Genomic DNA, 16,694 nt, shown 5'->3' with positions numbered 1-16,694 from the left:
CAAGCCTGCTACTAAAAAGCAACAGGCTTATTTGAATTATATTTATAACAACTTATTCCTTCTCCTCAATCTCCTCGTATTCTGGATAGAGAAAGTTATTGTAAGGAAACCTGGTAACGTGGATCTCTCGAACCACGTCGTAAACTTTTTTCCTGAATTCTTCTATATTATCCTTATTCAAGGCAGAGATAAATAGTACATTATCCCCCATTCTGTTCATCCAAGTTTTTTTCCACTCTTCCAAAGAATAGTTCGCTTCGGTACGCTCAGTGATTAGATCGTCTTCTTCTATTTTTTCTTCAACAAAGGCATCGATCTTATTGAACACCATAATAGTGGGCTTGTTATTGCTCTTGATATCTGCCAATGTTTGGTTCACAGATTCAATATGATCTTCAAAATTTTGATGCGATATATCTACCACATGCAATAATAAATCTGCTTCCCTTACTTCATCTAGTGTAGACTTAAAGGATTCTACCAATTGAGTGGGAAGTTTTCTGATAAACCCAACGGTATCGGTTAATAGAAAAGGCAGGTTCCTGATAACCACTTTTCGCACGGTGGTGTCTAGAGTGGCAAATAATTTGTTTTCAGCAAAAACCTTGCTCTTACTTATCACATTCATCAAAGTAGATTTCCCCACATTCGTATATCCAACCAAGGCAACACGAATAAGGGATCCACGATTTCCTCGTTGTACGCCCATTTGCTTATCGATGGTTTCGATCTTCTTCTTTAATAGGGCAATTTTATCACGTACAATCCTTCTATCTGTCTCGATCTCTGTTTCCCCGGGACCACGCATTCCAATACCCCCACGCTGACGTTCCAAGTGCGTCCACATACCCGCTAGACGAGGTAATAAGTATTGATATTGAGCCAACTCTACTTGTGTTCGCGCATTACTTGTTTGGGCTCTTTGGGCAAAAATATCCAGAATTAAATTCGTTCTATCCAGAATTTTACAATCCAAGATCTTTTCTATATTTTTTTGTTGCGCAGGAGAAAGTTCATCATCAAAAATGGCAGTTCCAACATCATTGGCTGCAATAAAAGCCCTTACATCTTCAATCTTACCAGTTCCAATAAATGTTTTTGGGTTAGGCTTTTCCATTTTTTGGGTAAAGCGCTTTAAAACCTCACCCCCGGCAGTATATGTTAAAAACTCTAGTTCGTCTAAATACTCATTAAGTTTATCTTCGCTTTGCTGCTGGGTAACAACCCCAATGAGCACCGCTTTCTCGTATGTTAAATCATTCTTTTCTATCATAATCACAAAGTTACACAATAGATTGTAACCTAAATCTTAGAGTGCTGTATTCAACAAAAGTTTAACTAAGTGAAAATTTAATTTTAAAACTGATATTATGTTGATTTAGTGTCATCCCGACTTAAGGAGGGATCTCTAGTGCCAAAGATTCTACTGCATTGAGATCCTTCAGTCCACTATGTTCCCTTCAGGATGACATTCGTATTAAATTCTAATATTTCTTTAAGCTAAAAGATCCAAAACAACAACTGCTCTGGATCTTTATATTATAACTTCACATTTCGACCTTAGTTTGGCAATCAAAAGGTAATTTTACCTACTTCCCGGGAAAATCTGCTTTTCGTTTGTTTAAAAATGCTGCGGTTCCTTCTTTAAAATCGGCCGTACCAAAGCACCAACCAAACTCATCTATTTCAGTTTCAAAGCCATTTACCCCAGATTCATAATTTGCATTCACAGCTTTAATCGCAGAGCTTATTGCAACCAAGGAATTTCGCATGATCTTTCCAGCCATTTTTTCAGCAAAATCAATCAACTCTTCCTGAGAAACGACATGGTTCACCAAATTGTACTGCAATGCCTGATTGGCATCTATCATCCCAGCCGTCATGATCATTTCCATGGCACGTCCTTTTCCCACCAATTGAGGCAATCTTTGCGTACCACCATAACCTGGAATTACTCCAAGCGAAACTTCTGGAAGGCCCATTTTTGCATTATCGCTGGCTACCCTAAAATGTGCAGCCATGGCAAGCTCCAATCCACCTCCAAGTGCAAATCCATTTATAGCGGCAATTACAGGCTTCGGGAAATTAGCAACATAATCGAATAATTTCGCCTGGCCTTCGGCAGCAAGCACTTTTCCCTCTTCCGGGGAAAAATCTGAAAACTCACTAATATCCGCTCCTGCAACGAAAGCTTTCTCCCCGCTACCGGTTAAAATAACCACTTTTACATCAGTGTCTTCTTCTGCATCTTCAAAGGCATCATGCAATTCACCTATAGTCGCTTTGTTCAAAGCATTCAATTTTGAGGGTCTATTAATCATTATTTGAAGGATGCCTTCGTTATTTTCAACTATTATATTTTCAAAATTCATTGTTTATGGGTTTTTTAAATTCTTATAATATGTTTTCCCTATTCTCTGTCCAGATTCATAATGTCTCATCGAGCGAAGTCGAGATGTTTTAGATCCTGAGACTCCCGATGCTTCGGGACAGGGTGACAATGCTATTTCCTAAAGTTGGCGTCATACTGAAACGAGTTCAGCATCCCGTTAAAGATGCTAATAAATATACCTTTTTTCAAGTCGCTTGTTTTGGAAACTTTACGGTAAAGATAGTGCCTTTATTTTTTTCTGAAGCAAAGGAAATATCCCCATGGTAGGTTTCCACAATATTTTTAACCATCGCCAGTCCCAGTCCCATTCCGCTGGATTTGGTGGTAAATTTAGGCTCAAAGACCTTTTCTTTATCTTCTTCCAGAATCCCAAGTCCGTTGTCTGATACTTGTATTATGACCATTCCTGCTTCTTCCTTTACCTCCACCAATATTTTGGGGCCTGCTTCTTCATTTAAGGCTTGGGTAGCATTTTTAACCAGATTGGTAACCACTCTAATCAGTTGGGTCCTGTCAAACTTTGCGAGAATTTCTTCTTTTTCTGAATAAAAAACAATGTAGTTCTCGTTGAAAATATCCAGCGCCAGTTTAACGATCTTTGGAACATTCAGGATCTCATTTTGTTGTGCCGGCATCTTTGCAAAATTGGAAAATGCAGAAGCAATTGCGCTCATGGTATCAATCTGATGAATAAGGGTGTTGGTATATTCGTCTACTTTTTGATGCACATTTGGATCGTTAGGATCAAATTTTCTTTGGAAGCTTTGCACGGTTAAGCGCATTGGCGTTAACGGGTTTTTAATTTCATGCGCCACCTGTTTTGCCATTTCGCGCCATGCTTGTTCCCGTTCCCCTGTTGCAAGTTTTACTGCACTTTCCTCCAGCTCGTCTATCATACTGTTATAGGCTGAAACCAACGCATAGATCTCTTCGGAAGCATTGTCAATTTGAATCTTCTGAAGGCGTTTGTCCAATCGGGTCTCTATGATCTTTTGTGATACTATTTTAAGCGATTTCGTAATGTATTTGGAAAGGAAATAGGACATTAAAATCGCAATTAGGAACATAAAGAGATAGATTTCTCCCAACTTCATTAAAAAATCATTCAAATCTTTCTGAAGCAAATCATCATCCTGCAGATATGGCAAATAAAGGATTGCCAAAGGCTTAAATTTATTGTCGGTTATATACGTATAAGAAGACTGGAATTTCTGATCATTTACCTGAGACCTCTTTAAATATCGCTTATTAGGCGAATTTTCCAGTTCCTTGATAATATGTTTTGGGATCTGGACATTGGTAGTATCCCTAAAAAAAGATTCGCTGGATTTTATAAGCAGTTTTCCATTAAGATCGTACACATTAAGCTGCATGTCGTGCACCTGTGAGATCTCATAAATTTTATCGTGTTGCTGAAGGATTACAGGCATATTCTCTGTATTCACCAAATAACTAGTTCCCTCTAAAACAAATTTTATGTTCTCCCTAATTGCCTGCTCTTTTCGTTCCAGACGTTCGCGGTGATAATCTTCAGACTCCTGTTTATATTGAAAAACTGTAACCCCGGCAATAAGTATGGAAGCTACAAGAACCAGCAACATCATGGAAATGAAAATCCGGTTTCTTAAAGACAGTTTTAAAAGCTTCATAAAATATTTCGAGTACGTATTCTGAAATAATCAATTATCACACCACATTAAGCATTGGGATTTTTAGAGCGAATACGCTTATATATCTTGATTCCAAGCATTAACATAGCGGCCAACAGAAATATTCCAAGCACTCCGTAGATCCAGTTAATGGCATCCCGAACGATCACCAAAAAAATCACTGAAAAAAGGATCAGCGTAGAGCCTTCATTCCAAAGTCGCATTTGGTTGGAAGTCCATTTTATAACATCGTTTTGCATTTCCTTAAAGATCAAATGACATTTAAAATGATAGGCATACAGCAAAACCACAAACCCCAATTTTACCTGCATCCAATCTTGTTCTACCCAAACCGGCATAAGAAATAGCATCCAAAATGCAAAGATACTGGTTAAAATTGCCGAAGGCCAGGTGATGATATACCAAAGCCTTTTAGTCATCAGTTTTAATTGTGTGGTCAAGATAGACCGATCTGGTTCTGACTTCGCGGCTGCTTCTATATGATAAACAAACAGCCGCGGAATATAGAACAGTCCCGCAAACCAGGTAACTATAAAAATTAAATGCAGGGCTTTAATATAATTGTAATATTCCATGGATCTTATTGAGCGTCCAAAAATAGATAATTAAGGTTCTTGGCGTTAAATTGTCTATTGAATTCTTCAATTTCTTTGTCTATCAAAGCGTCAAAAGCAGTCAGTTGTTTTTTTATTGCTGAAGACAACTCGTTTTTCACCGCTAAGTCCTGATCTGTAGGTGGGAAATCCCCCATTCCTACCAAGGAGTTTAAATGTGCCAATTTATTGGTGAGTTTAATCGGGAAATTCAAAGGGTCTTGCCCGCTCTTGTTTTGGGTTTGGTAAAGCGCCTTCTCTATCTCTCCAAATTCCTCCTCCATTTGCTTCGCTTTTTCAACCAGGTCTTTTACATTTTCGTTCCCTTTATATTGAGTTTGAAAAGATTTAAGTTGCTCGTTGATCTTTCTGATCTTTTTGATGGATTTATGAGCCTCGTCCACCGTTGCATTCACATCTGCAATAAAATCATATTGCTTTTGTAATCCTGCTTTATCGGTTTCTGCATTGGGATTTGGTAATACCTTAAAGTTTTTGCGCTCTTTTTTTCCATTCACATTTAGTTCCACAACATACTCTCCAGGAAGGATCCTTGGGCCTTCCAAATCTGCCCACCAAAGGATCATTCCATCCAATTTTTCGGCACCTTTTTCATACATATTCCAAACAAACATATTGGAACCCTTTTTCACTTTTAACTTATCTTCTTTAGCTTGATTCCCGAAGGATTTTAAAGTATCATTTGCTTGATTAAAATAGGTAAGATGAATGGTATCTTTCTTTTCGTCCAGATTTTTTATGTTGAAATAGGTCACCACTCCATTCGGAAGATTGGTGCCCTCAGTCTTGGAATTTTCCCGTGCTCCTCCACTTATTCTATAAGTAGCTTTAGGCTGATAAAGGAATGAGTCTTTTTTAGAGTTTTCAGGAGTATATTGATGCAGGACGCTTAAATCATCCAAAATCCAAATACTCCTTCCCTGTGTGGCCACAATTAAATTGTCCTCTTTAATAGCAAGATCTGTTATAGGAACTATAGGTAAATTCAATTGAAATTCCTGCCATTGTTTTCCTTGATTAAAGGAGATGTACATTCCATTTTCAGTTCCTGCATATAACAAGTTTTTATCGGTTGGGTCTTCACGAATTACACGGGTAAAATGTTCATTTCCTATCCCATCGGTGATCTTTGTCCAGCTTTTTCCAAAATCTGTAGTTTTGTATAGATACGGTGCAAAATCCCCCAGTTTATATCTGGTTGCAGCAATATAGGCAGTCCCCGCATCATGATCACTGGTTTCCAGTGAATTTATCTGCGCCCATTCCGGCAATCCTTTTGGAGTGATATTTTCCCAATTCTTTCCTCCGTCCTTGGTTACATGCACCAATCCGTCGTCACTTCCCACCCAGATCAAACCTTCTTGCAAGGCAGATTCTTCCGCAGCAAAAATAGTGGCGTAATATTCTACTCCTGTATTGTCTTGGGTAATTGGTCCTCCACTGGAACCGAGTTTTGACTTATCGTTTCTGGTAAGATCTTCACTAATGGTTTCCCAGGACTGACCTTCATTGGTAGTTACATGTACATGGTTGGAAAACGTATATAATTTGTTGGGATCATGTTTGGAAAATATGATCGGGAAATTCCATTGAAACCTATATTTCATATCCTCTGCACCATGCCCCATAGGATTATCTGGCCAGACGTTAATTGCACGTTGGGTGTTCTTTTCGTGATTTACACGAGATAAAAATCCACCGTAGCTTCCTCCATAAACAATGTCATCATTTTCTGGATCTACTGCAATATGTGCCGATTCCCCGCCTGCGGTAGATTCCCAGTTCTCTTCGGAAATTGAATAATCGGTACTTCTGTGGTCTATCCTAATCGTGGAATTATCCTGTTGTGCGGCATAAATCCTGTACGGAAAGTGATTATCTGTAGTCAATCTATAAAATTGTGCTGTAGGCTGATTGTGATACGTGCTCCAAGTTTTCCCACCATCGTAAGTTACCTGTGCACCACCATCATCTCCCATAATAATCCGATTGGGATTTTCCGGAGCTATCCACATATCATGATGATCCCCATGAGGCGCCCTTGCTGAAGTAAAATTCTCCCCCCCATCTTTGGATTTATGATAAGAAACATTCACCACATATACCACATCTTCATCTTTGGGATCGGCATAGATTCGAGTATAATACCAAGCCCTTTGACGCAGGCTCCGGTCGCTATTTATGTTCTTCCAGGTTTCGCCAGCATCTTCACTTCTATAAACGCCACCTTTTTCCTTATTCTCGACAATTGCCCAAAGCCTGTTGGAATTAACCGGTGATACCGTAATTCCCATAATTCCCAAGGTGTCTTGAGGAAAATCTTTATTTTTTGAAATCTCTTTCCAGGTTTCCCCACTATCTGTACTCTTCCAAAGCGCCGATCCTTCTCCACCACTGCTCAAACTATAAGGAGTTCGTTGCACTCTCCAAGTGGAAGCATATAAAATTCGCGGATTATTGGGATCCATAATAAGATCTACTGCTCCCGCTTGCTCATTAACGAAAAGTGTTCTTTTCCAAGTTGCTCCCCCATCGGTACTTTTATAAATACCACGTTCTTGGGTTGGTTTGTAAATATTCCCCAATACGGCGGCATATACGATCTCTGGATTGGTTGGGTGAATGGAGATCCTTGGGATATGCCTGCTTTTCTCCAAGCCCATGGATTTCCATGTTTTCCCGGCATCTACAGATTTCCATATTCCCGACCCGGAAGAGACATTTCCCCTTAGGGTTTTTTCCCCTCCTCCGGCAAATAGTATATTATGATCGCTATTGGCAACACTTATCGCTCCAATGCTTCCTCCAAAAAATCCGTCAGAAATGTTCTCCCAGGTTCGTCCGCCATCAGTAGTACGCCATATTCCTCCACCTGTGGCACCAAAATAAAACAAGTTTGGCTCTCCGGGAACTCCCACTACGGCCGCAGAACGCCCTCCTCTAAAAGGCCCTATCAACCTATATTTTAAAGCCCCGAAGGCAGATGAATCTATAGTTGTTTCGGCAGATTTCTTGTTCCGCTGTGCATTGGTTTCTGTATAAATTCCGAAGAAAAAAAATACAAGAAGAAGTTTAGGTAAAAATGTCCTCATAGAATAAGATATAAATGCATTAATAAGTACTTCACTAATAGGTAATTCAAAAGAAAAATAAAGATACCAATTTCTATGAAACCTTTTCAGGGAGTGATGGTTTTAACCTCAACCTAATTTCCCGATTTAAAAAATAAGCGGTTACAAGGGTGGAAAGCACGTCGGCAATGGGAAATGCGATCCAAACCCCTATTTCACCATAATAAATTGGCAATATCAAAACCAACGGGATAAAGAAAAAACCTTGTCGGGAAAGGGTGAGCAATAATGCGGGAACCGCTTTCCCGATGGCTTGAAAGTAAGCTGAACCAATAAGCTGTAACGCGATAATTGGAGTTGCGGCAAATACCCAACGCATGGCACTTGGGGTATCCCGGACCACCACGGGATTATCTGTAAAAACCCGTACTATATTTTCTGAAAAGAACATGATCCCGGCAAAGACCAACAATCCCAACCCACAAGCATATAATATTGCGGTATTGATGCTTTTTCTCACTCGGTCCCAATGCCCCGCTCCATAATTATATCCTGCAATTGGCAGGAACCCCTGAGTTACTCCTAGCACTGGGAAAAGTGCGAACATGAGCATTCTCCCAATAATTGCATATACTGTTACCGAATCTTCTCCGCCAAGTTCGAATAAAATGTTGTTCATCAATAAATAAGTAACACTTACCACAGCTTGTCTCGCCAAAGTAACAAAGCCAAGAGAAGATATTTCTTTTAAAATTGGAAAATCAAACCCAAAATGTGGCCAATTGATCTTTAATTCTGAATGATTGGAAAGAAAGAACCATAAAACATAAGAAAAGCAAAAGAAGTAAGAAACACTTGATGCGATAGCCGCTCCCAACATTCCCATATCCAATACATTGATGAGGATATAATCTAAAAAAAGGTTGGCAACAGAGGGAATAATCATGGCGATCATCGCAAACTTTGGCTTGCCTTCTGCCCTAATCACATTGTTCCCCATCATACAAAGCGCCAAGAAAGGCACTCCATACAACACAACTTTATAGTAGATCTTGGCGGGAGCGAAAATATCGCCTTTTCCTCCAAATGCAGGGATAATGGAATCGATAAATGTTAATCCCACCAATACCAAAAATACCGATAAGATAAGGGTGAGCGTGATCTGGTTTCCGAAGGTTTTTAAAGCTTTAGGTTTATCGCCAGAACCCAAAGCCCTGGAAATAATGGAAGAACCTCCAATTCCTATTGCCATTCCCAAAGCAGCGATAAAGAAAGAAACCGGTAAAACCACATTTATTGCGGCAATTGCTATAGAACCTATCCAGTTCCCAACAAAGATGGTGTCCACTAAAATATTTAGGGACATAACCAAAATTCCAATAGAAGCAGGCAAGGCTTGTTTAATAAGCAGTTTCCAAATTGGATCCTTCCCAAGTGCCGCTGAATTAACGTGAGCCATTATGCCTCTACCTCTTTAGCAAGAGCCCATTCGTCTACCCATCTGGAAAGCACTTCTACCCAATCTTCCCGAGTATTCAAGCAAGGGACAACCGTAAATTTTTCTCCTCCAACTTCGTGAAAGATCTCTTCCCCTTCCATGGCAATCTCTTCCAAGGTTTCTAAACAATCACTCACAAAAGCGGGAGTTACGATTGCCAGGTTTTTCATGCCTTGTTTTCCAAACCGTTCGATGGTCCTATCTGTATAAGGTTGCAACCAAGGATCGAAACCAAGCCTGGATTGAAATGAAACACTATAGGTATTTTCTTTTAATTGAAGATATTCTGCTACCAACCTAGTCGTTTCAAAACACTGATGCCTATAGCAGAATTGATGTGCTTCAGATGCTGTGTTGCAACAACTGCCATCTATTTGGCAATGGGATTTAGTGATATCGCTTTTTCGAATATGTCTTTCAGGCAGTCCATGATAAGAAAATAAAATATGCTGATATTCAACATCTTTTAACTTCTCCTGAATACTATTGGCCAAAACCCTAATGTAATCTGGATGATTGTAAAAAGCCGGAATAGAAGTGAATTGCATTTTCGGAAAAAATCCTTGTCTCAATTCTTCTGCCAACACTAAAATAGTTTCGGTAGTAGCCATCGCGAACTGGGGATAGAGCGGAAAAATTAGCACCTCATCTACTCCTTGGTCATGCAATTCCTGTAAACCCGATTTTATATTTGGAGTACCATAGCGCATTGCCAAAACAATGGGCACAGAGGTGTTTTCATCTATCTTATCTCTTAACCTTTCAGAGAGGACAATAAGAGGAGAACCCTCATCCCACCAAATCTTTTTATAGGCTGCGGCAGATTGTTTTGGGCGTGTATTTAAAACAATTCCCTTGACCAAAATTGTTCGCGCCCAAAGGGGAACATCGATCACCCGCTCGTCCATTAAAAATTCCCCTAAATATTTTTTTACATCTTTTGGGTCGGTACTATCCGGAGAACCCAGATTTACCAAGAGTACACCTTTACTCATTCTCTTTTCTTTTTCAGCAATTTTTCAGAATTTAAAAATACGATTATAAATATTTTAAAATTGCGTTTAAACTAAGATTAGCTCAATTGGATTATTAATAAAATCAATACATTAAGAATTGTTTGGCAACGTCAAGGACATCACATACTTCTTTGGAGTAGTTCCAAATTTCTTTTTAAAGGCCGCAATAAAATGGCTCGCCGTGCTATACCCTACTTTCAGACCAACTTCATTCACATTAAACTCCCCAGAATCCAATAGTTTTCGGGCAAATTCCATTTTATAGTCGAACAAAAAACTATAAACAGAATCTCCATAAATTTGTTTGAAACCTTCCTTCAGTTTTTTTAAACTCAAACCGATCTCTGTAGCAAGATCCTGAAGCGAAGGGGGCTCTGCCATATGGGCTATCACGATGTCTTTCGCTCTCCTGATTTTCATCACATTGTCTTCATCTACCAAGAACGGACATTGCTCCACGTTGTTATCGCCAGATCTATTAAAGTACAAACTCAACAATTCGTAGGCTTTGGCTTTAAAATACAGGGATTTAATGGAGGGCATCAAATTGAAGTTCATCAACTGATTGAGGACAATTGCCATAGAAGGGGTAATTTCACCATCCTTGTAATATTTTTTGTCGCTATTTTCAGAACTTAAAAAAGGAATATAACCCGCTTCCTGCGAGAACATGGAATGAAATTTTTTAATGGAGATCACCATCGAGATAAGCCACGACTTTGCATGTAAATCCAAATTTAAAGGCAAATCTTGCTGCGGATTGTATAAAAGCAACGAATATTCTTCTTTTAACGGTAATTCATAGCTGCTGTTATTGAATAAAAATTTCCCTTCACCTTTCACACAAAAATGAAATTGAATATAACTGCTGTCTATTTCCCTGGTGATTCTTTGTTGCTTAATTTCTTCATTTTGAAACTTTAACAGGAAGAATCCATCTTCAATTTTAGTCTCATCCACAAACCCTCCAGCGACGTTTTTTTCTTCAGAATTCATTTTGATTTTCATTTTTTTATTTAGAATCAGTCTAAATTAATTTGACCTAAGCATTTGAAATCACTGCAAATTTAGTGCATTTCACTTAATTTAAGGATGTTCTTATCATAAATCCCATCAAACGACACATTTAGTACTTTGAGCGTTACTTTTTAAAATACCAATCAATTACCTTTGTTCCTGAACACCTAAATAGGTTCATGGAAAAATATCACATCTCCAGAGGGAAACATTTTTATACCATAGGATTAAGCTACAAAAAAGCCGACGCCGATATTAGGGGCCACTTTAGCCTTACTGAAGAAGGAAAAATAAATTTGCTGAACCAGGCAAAAATTGAAGGCATAGATGGCTTAATAGTTACTTCTACCTGTAACCGTACAGAAATTTACGGGTTTGCCCAACATCCATATCAGTTAATTAAATTGCTTTGCGAACACACTCATGGTACCGTGGAGGAATTCGAAAAAGTAGCGTTTGTTTACAAGAACCGTGAAGCCATATCCCATATGTTTATAGTGGGAACCGGTTTGGATAGTCAGATTCTTGGGGATTTCGAAATTATAAGCCAGCTTAAACTTGCATTTATCGCCTCTAAGAAAGTGGGTGTTGCCAATCCGTTCTTGGAACGATTAATAAATTCTGTAATTCAGGCGAGCAAGCGTATTAAAAACGAAACCCAGCTTTCATCGGGAGCTACTTCGGTTAGTTTTGCTTCTGTTCAGTATATTTTAAATGAAGTTGAAAATGTTACCGATAAGAATATTCTTTTGTTCGGAACAGGAAAAATTGGAAGGAACACCTGTGAGAATTTGGTAAAGCACACCAAGAACAGTCATATTACCCTTATTAATAGAACCAAGGACAAGGCTGAAAAAATCGCAGGAAAATTCAATTTAAGGGTAAAAGATTACGCCGATCTACAATCGGAAATTCGTCAGGCCGATATTTTAGTGGTTGCGACTGGCGCCCAAAACCCAACCATTTCCAAGGAATTGATCTATGCGAAAAAGCAGTTGTTGATCCTCGATCTTTCTATTCCCAAAAATGTTGCCGATGATGTTGTGGGAATGGAAAATGTAACTTTAATTCATTTAGACCAACTTTCCCAAATGACCGATGCTACCTTGGAAAAAAGGAAGGAATTTATTCCGCAGGCACAAGAGATCATCAAGGAGGTTGAAGGAGATTTCATAAAATGGCTGGAAATGCGAAAATTTGCACCTACCATTAAAGCGTTAAAGAAAAAGCTGAAAACGATGAAAGATGCCGAATTGGATTTCCAAAGCAAGAAAATCACCGATTTCAATAGCGAGCAAGCAGAGATTGTAAGCAATAGGATTATTCAAAAAATAATGAATCATTTTGCCAATCACCTTAAAGATGATTCTAACACCTCAGATGAAAGTTTGGAACTTATCCAAAAGGTATTTCAACTGGAAGATTCCATGTAATGAACAAAGTTATTAGAATTGGCACCCGCGATAGTGAACTTGCACTTTGGCAGGCGAAGACCGTACAAGCTGCATTGGAAAATCTAGGCCATAAAACCGAATTACTTCCCGTAAAATCCACTGGAGATTTAAACCTGGACCAACCTTTATATGAAATGGGCATTACAGGTATTTTTACCAAGACCTTGGACATTGCCATGTTAACAGGGAAAATAGATGTTGCCGTGCACTCCATGAAAGACGTGCCAACAGCGCTTCCAAAGGGAATTGTTGAGGCTGCGGTATTAAAAAGGGCAAATTCAATAGACGTACTCATTCATAAAGGATTGGATTTTTTAGATGCAGGAGGGGTTATTGCCACCGGAAGTTTAAGAAGGAAAGCCCAATGGCTAAATAAATATCCCTCCCATACCTGCGTAGATCTTCGTGGAAATGTAAATACCAGAATGCAAAAGCTAAAGGATAGCGATTGGAACGGAGCGATATTTGCCGCTGCCGGACTAGAGCGCATCAATTTGACACCGGAGAATTCCTTAGATCTGGACTGGATGCTTCCTGCTCCTGCTCAAGGCGCCATGTTAGTGGTTGCTATGGAAAAAGACAGCGGGACGAGAGAGGTTTTAAAAGCATTGAATCATAGAGAATCTGAAATTTGTGTACATATAGAACGTGATTTCCTACAGGTTCTGGAAGGTGGATGTACTGCTCCCATTGGCGCTTTAGCTACTATTGAAGGGAACGAAATCACTTTTAAGGGAGCTTTATTCAGTTTGGATGGAAAGAAAAAAATTTCCGTGGAAAGAAAGATCGCCATAAAAGACGCCCCTAACTTTGGGAAAGAATGTGCGTTAAAAGTACTTAATAATGGAGGAAGTGTTTTAATGGAAGAAATTAAAAAAGTCCTGAATTAAATAACATGGCTACCTTACTTTCCACCAAAATTCTAACAACACCCCAGAAACAATTACTTCTTAATTCAGGAATTGGACTTGTGGAATACAATGCGATTACTATTGAATTCGATAATTCTTCATTGGATGCACCTATACCCAGAAACCTCATCTTTACCAGCCAGAACGGAGTAAAAGGTTTTTTTACGCAATATCCGGAATTCCAAACCCGCGATCTCAACATTTTTTGTGTTGGTGAAAAGACCAAGGCTCAAATTGAAAAAGAAGGCTATAGTGTAATTGCTTCAGCAGATTATGGCGAAGAGTTGGCAAACTTGATCGTAAAGGATTTTAAAGAAAAAGAATTCCTTCATATTTGCGGTTCCATGCGCAGGGAGGAACTATCCAAGATTTTGAAAGCAGAAAATTTTTCTATTAAAGAATTGGTGGTATATAAAACAACCTTAAATCCCAAAAAATTCAACCGTACTTTTGAAGGGGTTTTATTTTTTAGTCCCAGTGGAGTGCAAAGCTTTTGCCAGAAAAATAGTTTAAATTCGAGCACCGCATTTTGCATTGGGGAAACCACCGCAGCTGAAGCTAAAAAACATACACAACATATAGTTATAGCAAATAAGCCTAGTATTGAAAATGTGATCGTACAGGCAGTTAAAAAATATAAGAAATGATCAAGAACGACTTATTTTTAAGAGCATTAAAGGGTGAAACCGTAGACAGGCCACCAGTGTGGATGATGCGCCAGGCAGGAAGGTATTTACCGGATTTCATGAAATTGAAGGAAAAACACGATTTCTTCACACGTTGCAGAACCCCAGAACTGGCTACAGAAATCACCATAATGCCTATAAATCAAGTTGGACCAGATGCAGCCATATTATTTAGCGATATTTTGGTGATCCCTCAGGCAATGAACATCAAGGTGGAAATGAGACCAGGTGTGGGACCTTGGTTGCCAAATCCCGTGAGAACCAGCAAAGATGTGGAGAAAGTTTATGTTCCTAATGTACATGAAGAGTTAGGTTACGTGATGGATGCCATTAAAATGACCAAACAAGCCTTGAACGATGAGGTCCCTTTGATAGGGTTTGCCGGTTCTCCATGGACCATTTTGTGCTACACGGTACAAGGACAAGGTTCCAAGAATTTTGATATCGCAAAGAAATTCTGTTTTACCAATCCAGCTGCTGCGCATACTTTGCTTCAAAAAATCACCGATACTACCATCGCATATCTTAAAGCTAAAGTTGCTGCGGGCGTAGATGCAGTACAAATATTCGATTCTTGGGGAGGAATGTTGTCCCCAACAGATTATCAAATCTTTTCATGGCGATATATGCAACAAATTATAGATGCCCTAAAAGATGAAGTTCCGGTTATCGCTTTTGGAAAAGGTTGTTGGTTCGCATTGGATGAAATGTCAAAATCCGGGGCTTCTGCTTTAGGAATAGACTGGACATGTTCTCCACGAAATGCGCGTTATTTAACGGGCGGAAACATTACGTTACAAGGAAATTTTGATCCTTCAAGATTGTATTCGCCACCTGCCGAGATCAAAAAAATGGTTCACCAAATGATCGATGAATTCGGAAAAGATAAATATATCGTGAACTTAGGTCACGGAATTCTACCAGATATTCCCGTAGAAAATGCACGTGCTTTTATAGATGCAGTTAAAGAATATTCAAAATAACCCGTAATGCTTAGCAAAGGTTTAAGAGACGAAGAAAATCAGAAGATCAACGAGCTTGTGGGTAGGTTGATCGACTTGGAATTTGTTCCTGAATTTTATGAAACTGAACAGCGTTCCAAGGCAAACGGACTCTTATTTGAGCATTTGGGTTTTAAAATTTCAGATCTTGAAAGTTGGTCTTCTGAAGAATTGCTGGTAAAATTAAAAGAGCTGGATTTCGATTTTTCCAATCTGGAGCAATTTGGGGATTTTCTTTTAAAAATCATTCCTTTTGAAGATGAGCAACACGAATCTCATTTAGCAGCTTCAGCAGTAGCTATTTTTGAGTATATCCAAGAGGAGAGCAAAACCTTCTCCTTTAATATTATTCAGAAAATCAATGAGGCAAAATCTTTCTTATAAACACCCATGAAAAATAAATTCCTTCATTATATAGAGCAACTTCAAGACAGCATTACTTCTAAATTGGAAGAAGTTGATGGTTCCGTAAAATTCAAGGAAGATTTATGGGACAGGCCAGAAGGCGGTGGTGGAAGGACAAGGGTTATAGAAAACGGTGCCGTTTTCGAGAAAGGCGGGGTCAATATTTCTCAGGTTCATGGTTCACTTCCTCCTGCAATGCAGCAATATTTTAAGGTGGGAGAGGTAGATTTTTTTGCCTGTGGCTTAAGTTTGGTGCTTCATCCAAAAAACCCGATGGTGCCGACCGTACATGCAAATTGGCGGTATTTTGAAATGTATGATAAAAGCGGAACCGTTATAGATAGTTGGTTTGGTGGAGGGCAAGACCTTACTCCCTATTATTTATTCGATGAAGATGCCACCCATTTTCATAAAATCTGTAAAAAAGCATGTGATGCCCATGATCCAGATTTTTATGCGGAATACAAGCAGAAATGCGACGAATATTTCTGGAATTCGCATCGGGAGGAAGCCAGAGGAATTGGCGGATTGTTTTTCGATTATTGCAAAGCTTCAGAAGAAATGAGCATGGAAGATTGGTTTGAATTTGTAACCGAAGTGGGAAATAGCTTTTTAGCATGGTATGTTCCTATTGCCGAAAAACGAAAGAATTTACCCTATTCCGAAGCACAACGAACCTGGCAGGAAATAAGACGTGGACGGTATGTGGAATTCAATTTAGTGCATGATAAAGGCACTCTTTTTGGCCTAAAGACCAACGGAAGGATAGAAAGCATCTTGATGAGTTTACCGCCACATGTGCAATGGGTTTACGACCATCATCCCGAAAAAGGAAGCGAAGAAGAGCGACTTTTAAAGGTATTGGCGAAGCCTAAAGATTGGGTGTAAGTTTAAATCCGTTTTGTTTCATCTTAAGGTATTATAATCTGATAAAAAACGTCATTCTGAACTTGTTTAAG

At 39.0% G+C, this 16,694-nt stretch carries 14 protein-coding genes; 6 read left to right on the top strand and 8 right to left on the bottom strand.

Features of this window, described 5'->3' with window-relative positions; all coding sequences use genetic code 11:
• Positions 1–52 precede the first annotated feature (52 nt).
• The 8 genes from hflX to JM83_RS06650 form a co-directional block, all read right to left on the bottom strand.
• Complete coding sequence (gene hflX / locus JM83_RS06685) at positions 53–1,273, bottom strand: GTPase HflX (protein WP_144960562.1); 1,221 nt, start codon at positions 1,271–1,273, stop codon at positions 53–55.
• Between the two features lie 316 nt (positions 1,274–1,589).
• On the bottom strand, positions 1,590–2,372 hold the full coding sequence (locus tag JM83_RS06680; protein ID WP_144960561.1) for an enoyl-CoA hydratase/isomerase family protein: 783 nt from the start codon (positions 2,370–2,372) through the stop codon (positions 1,590–1,592).
• A 205-nt stretch (positions 2,373–2,577) separates the two neighbouring features.
• Positions 2,578–4,041 carry a sensor histidine kinase gene (locus JM83_RS06675; protein ID WP_144960558.1) on the bottom strand — a complete coding sequence of 488 codons (1,464 nt, stop codon included), beginning with the start codon at positions 4,039–4,041 and terminating at the stop codon, positions 2,578–2,580.
• A 47-nt stretch (positions 4,042–4,088) separates the two neighbouring features.
• Positions 4,089–4,637 carry a CopD family protein gene (locus JM83_RS06670; RefSeq protein WP_144960556.1) on the bottom strand — a complete coding sequence of 183 codons (549 nt, stop codon included), beginning with the start codon at positions 4,635–4,637 and terminating at the stop codon, positions 4,089–4,091.
• A gap of 5 nt (positions 4,638–4,642) precedes the next feature.
• Positions 4,643–7,768: a VPS10 domain-containing protein gene (locus JM83_RS06665; RefSeq protein WP_261376377.1), complete on the bottom strand. Its 3,126-nt coding sequence runs from the start codon at positions 7,766–7,768 to the stop codon at positions 4,643–4,645.
• 73 nt (positions 7,769–7,841) lie between these two features.
• Positions 7,842–9,206 (bottom strand): MATE family efflux transporter, encoded by a 1,365-nt coding sequence (locus JM83_RS06660; RefSeq protein ID WP_144960554.1) that lies wholly within the window; start codon positions 9,204–9,206, stop codon positions 7,842–7,844.
• Complete coding sequence (gene hemH, locus JM83_RS06655; RefSeq protein WP_144960552.1) at positions 9,206–10,240, bottom strand: ferrochelatase; 1,035 nt, start codon at positions 10,238–10,240, stop codon at positions 9,206–9,208. The genes JM83_RS06660 and hemH overlap by 1 nt, the downstream gene beginning before the upstream one ends.
• A 111-nt stretch (positions 10,241–10,351) precedes the next feature.
• A complete protein-coding gene (locus JM83_RS06650) occupies positions 10,352–11,257 on the bottom strand; it encodes an AraC family transcriptional regulator (RefSeq protein WP_144963698.1) in 906 nt (301 codons plus the stop codon).
• Positions 11,258–11,457: 200 nt separating this feature from the next.
• Between JM83_RS06650 and hemA the strand changes: the two genes are divergently transcribed.
• The 6 genes from hemA to hemF are packed head-to-tail and all read left to right on the top strand — an operon-like array spanning position 11,458 to position 16,623.
• Positions 11,458–12,711: a glutamyl-tRNA reductase gene (hemA, locus tag JM83_RS06645; RefSeq protein WP_144960550.1), complete on the top strand. Its 1,254-nt coding sequence runs from the start codon at positions 11,458–11,460 to the stop codon at positions 12,709–12,711.
• A complete protein-coding gene (gene hemC, locus JM83_RS06640) occupies positions 12,711–13,622 on the top strand; it encodes a hydroxymethylbilane synthase (RefSeq protein ID WP_144960548.1) in 912 nt (303 codons plus the stop codon). Before hemA ends, hemC begins: the two co-directional genes overlap by 1 nt.
• Positions 13,623–13,627: 5 nt before the next feature.
• The gene (locus JM83_RS06635; RefSeq protein WP_144960546.1) at positions 13,628–14,290 is read left to right on the top strand and encodes a uroporphyrinogen-III synthase; all 663 of its coding nucleotides are present in this window, start codon (positions 13,628–13,630) and stop codon (positions 14,288–14,290) included.
• Positions 14,287–15,312: a uroporphyrinogen decarboxylase gene (gene hemE, locus JM83_RS06630; RefSeq protein ID WP_144960544.1), complete on the top strand. Its 1,026-nt coding sequence runs from the start codon at positions 14,287–14,289 to the stop codon at positions 15,310–15,312. Before JM83_RS06635 ends, hemE begins: the two co-directional genes overlap by 4 nt.
• 6 nt (positions 15,313–15,318) lie before the next feature.
• Complete coding sequence (locus tag JM83_RS06625) at positions 15,319–15,714, top strand: hypothetical protein (protein WP_144960542.1); 396 nt, start codon at positions 15,319–15,321, stop codon at positions 15,712–15,714.
• A 6-nt stretch (positions 15,715–15,720) separates the two neighbouring features.
• Positions 15,721–16,623: an oxygen-dependent coproporphyrinogen oxidase gene (gene hemF, locus JM83_RS06620; protein ID WP_144960540.1), complete on the top strand. Its 903-nt coding sequence runs from the start codon at positions 15,721–15,723 to the stop codon at positions 16,621–16,623.
• Positions 16,624–16,694 lie beyond the last annotated feature (71 nt).

This window comes from Gillisia sp. Hel_I_86, assembly GCF_007827275.1.
Lineage (GTDB): Bacteria > Bacteroidota > Bacteroidia > Flavobacteriales > Flavobacteriaceae > Gillisia.
Note: the sequence above shows the minus strand (reverse complement) of the source record. Positions and strands in the feature narration are given on the sequence as shown.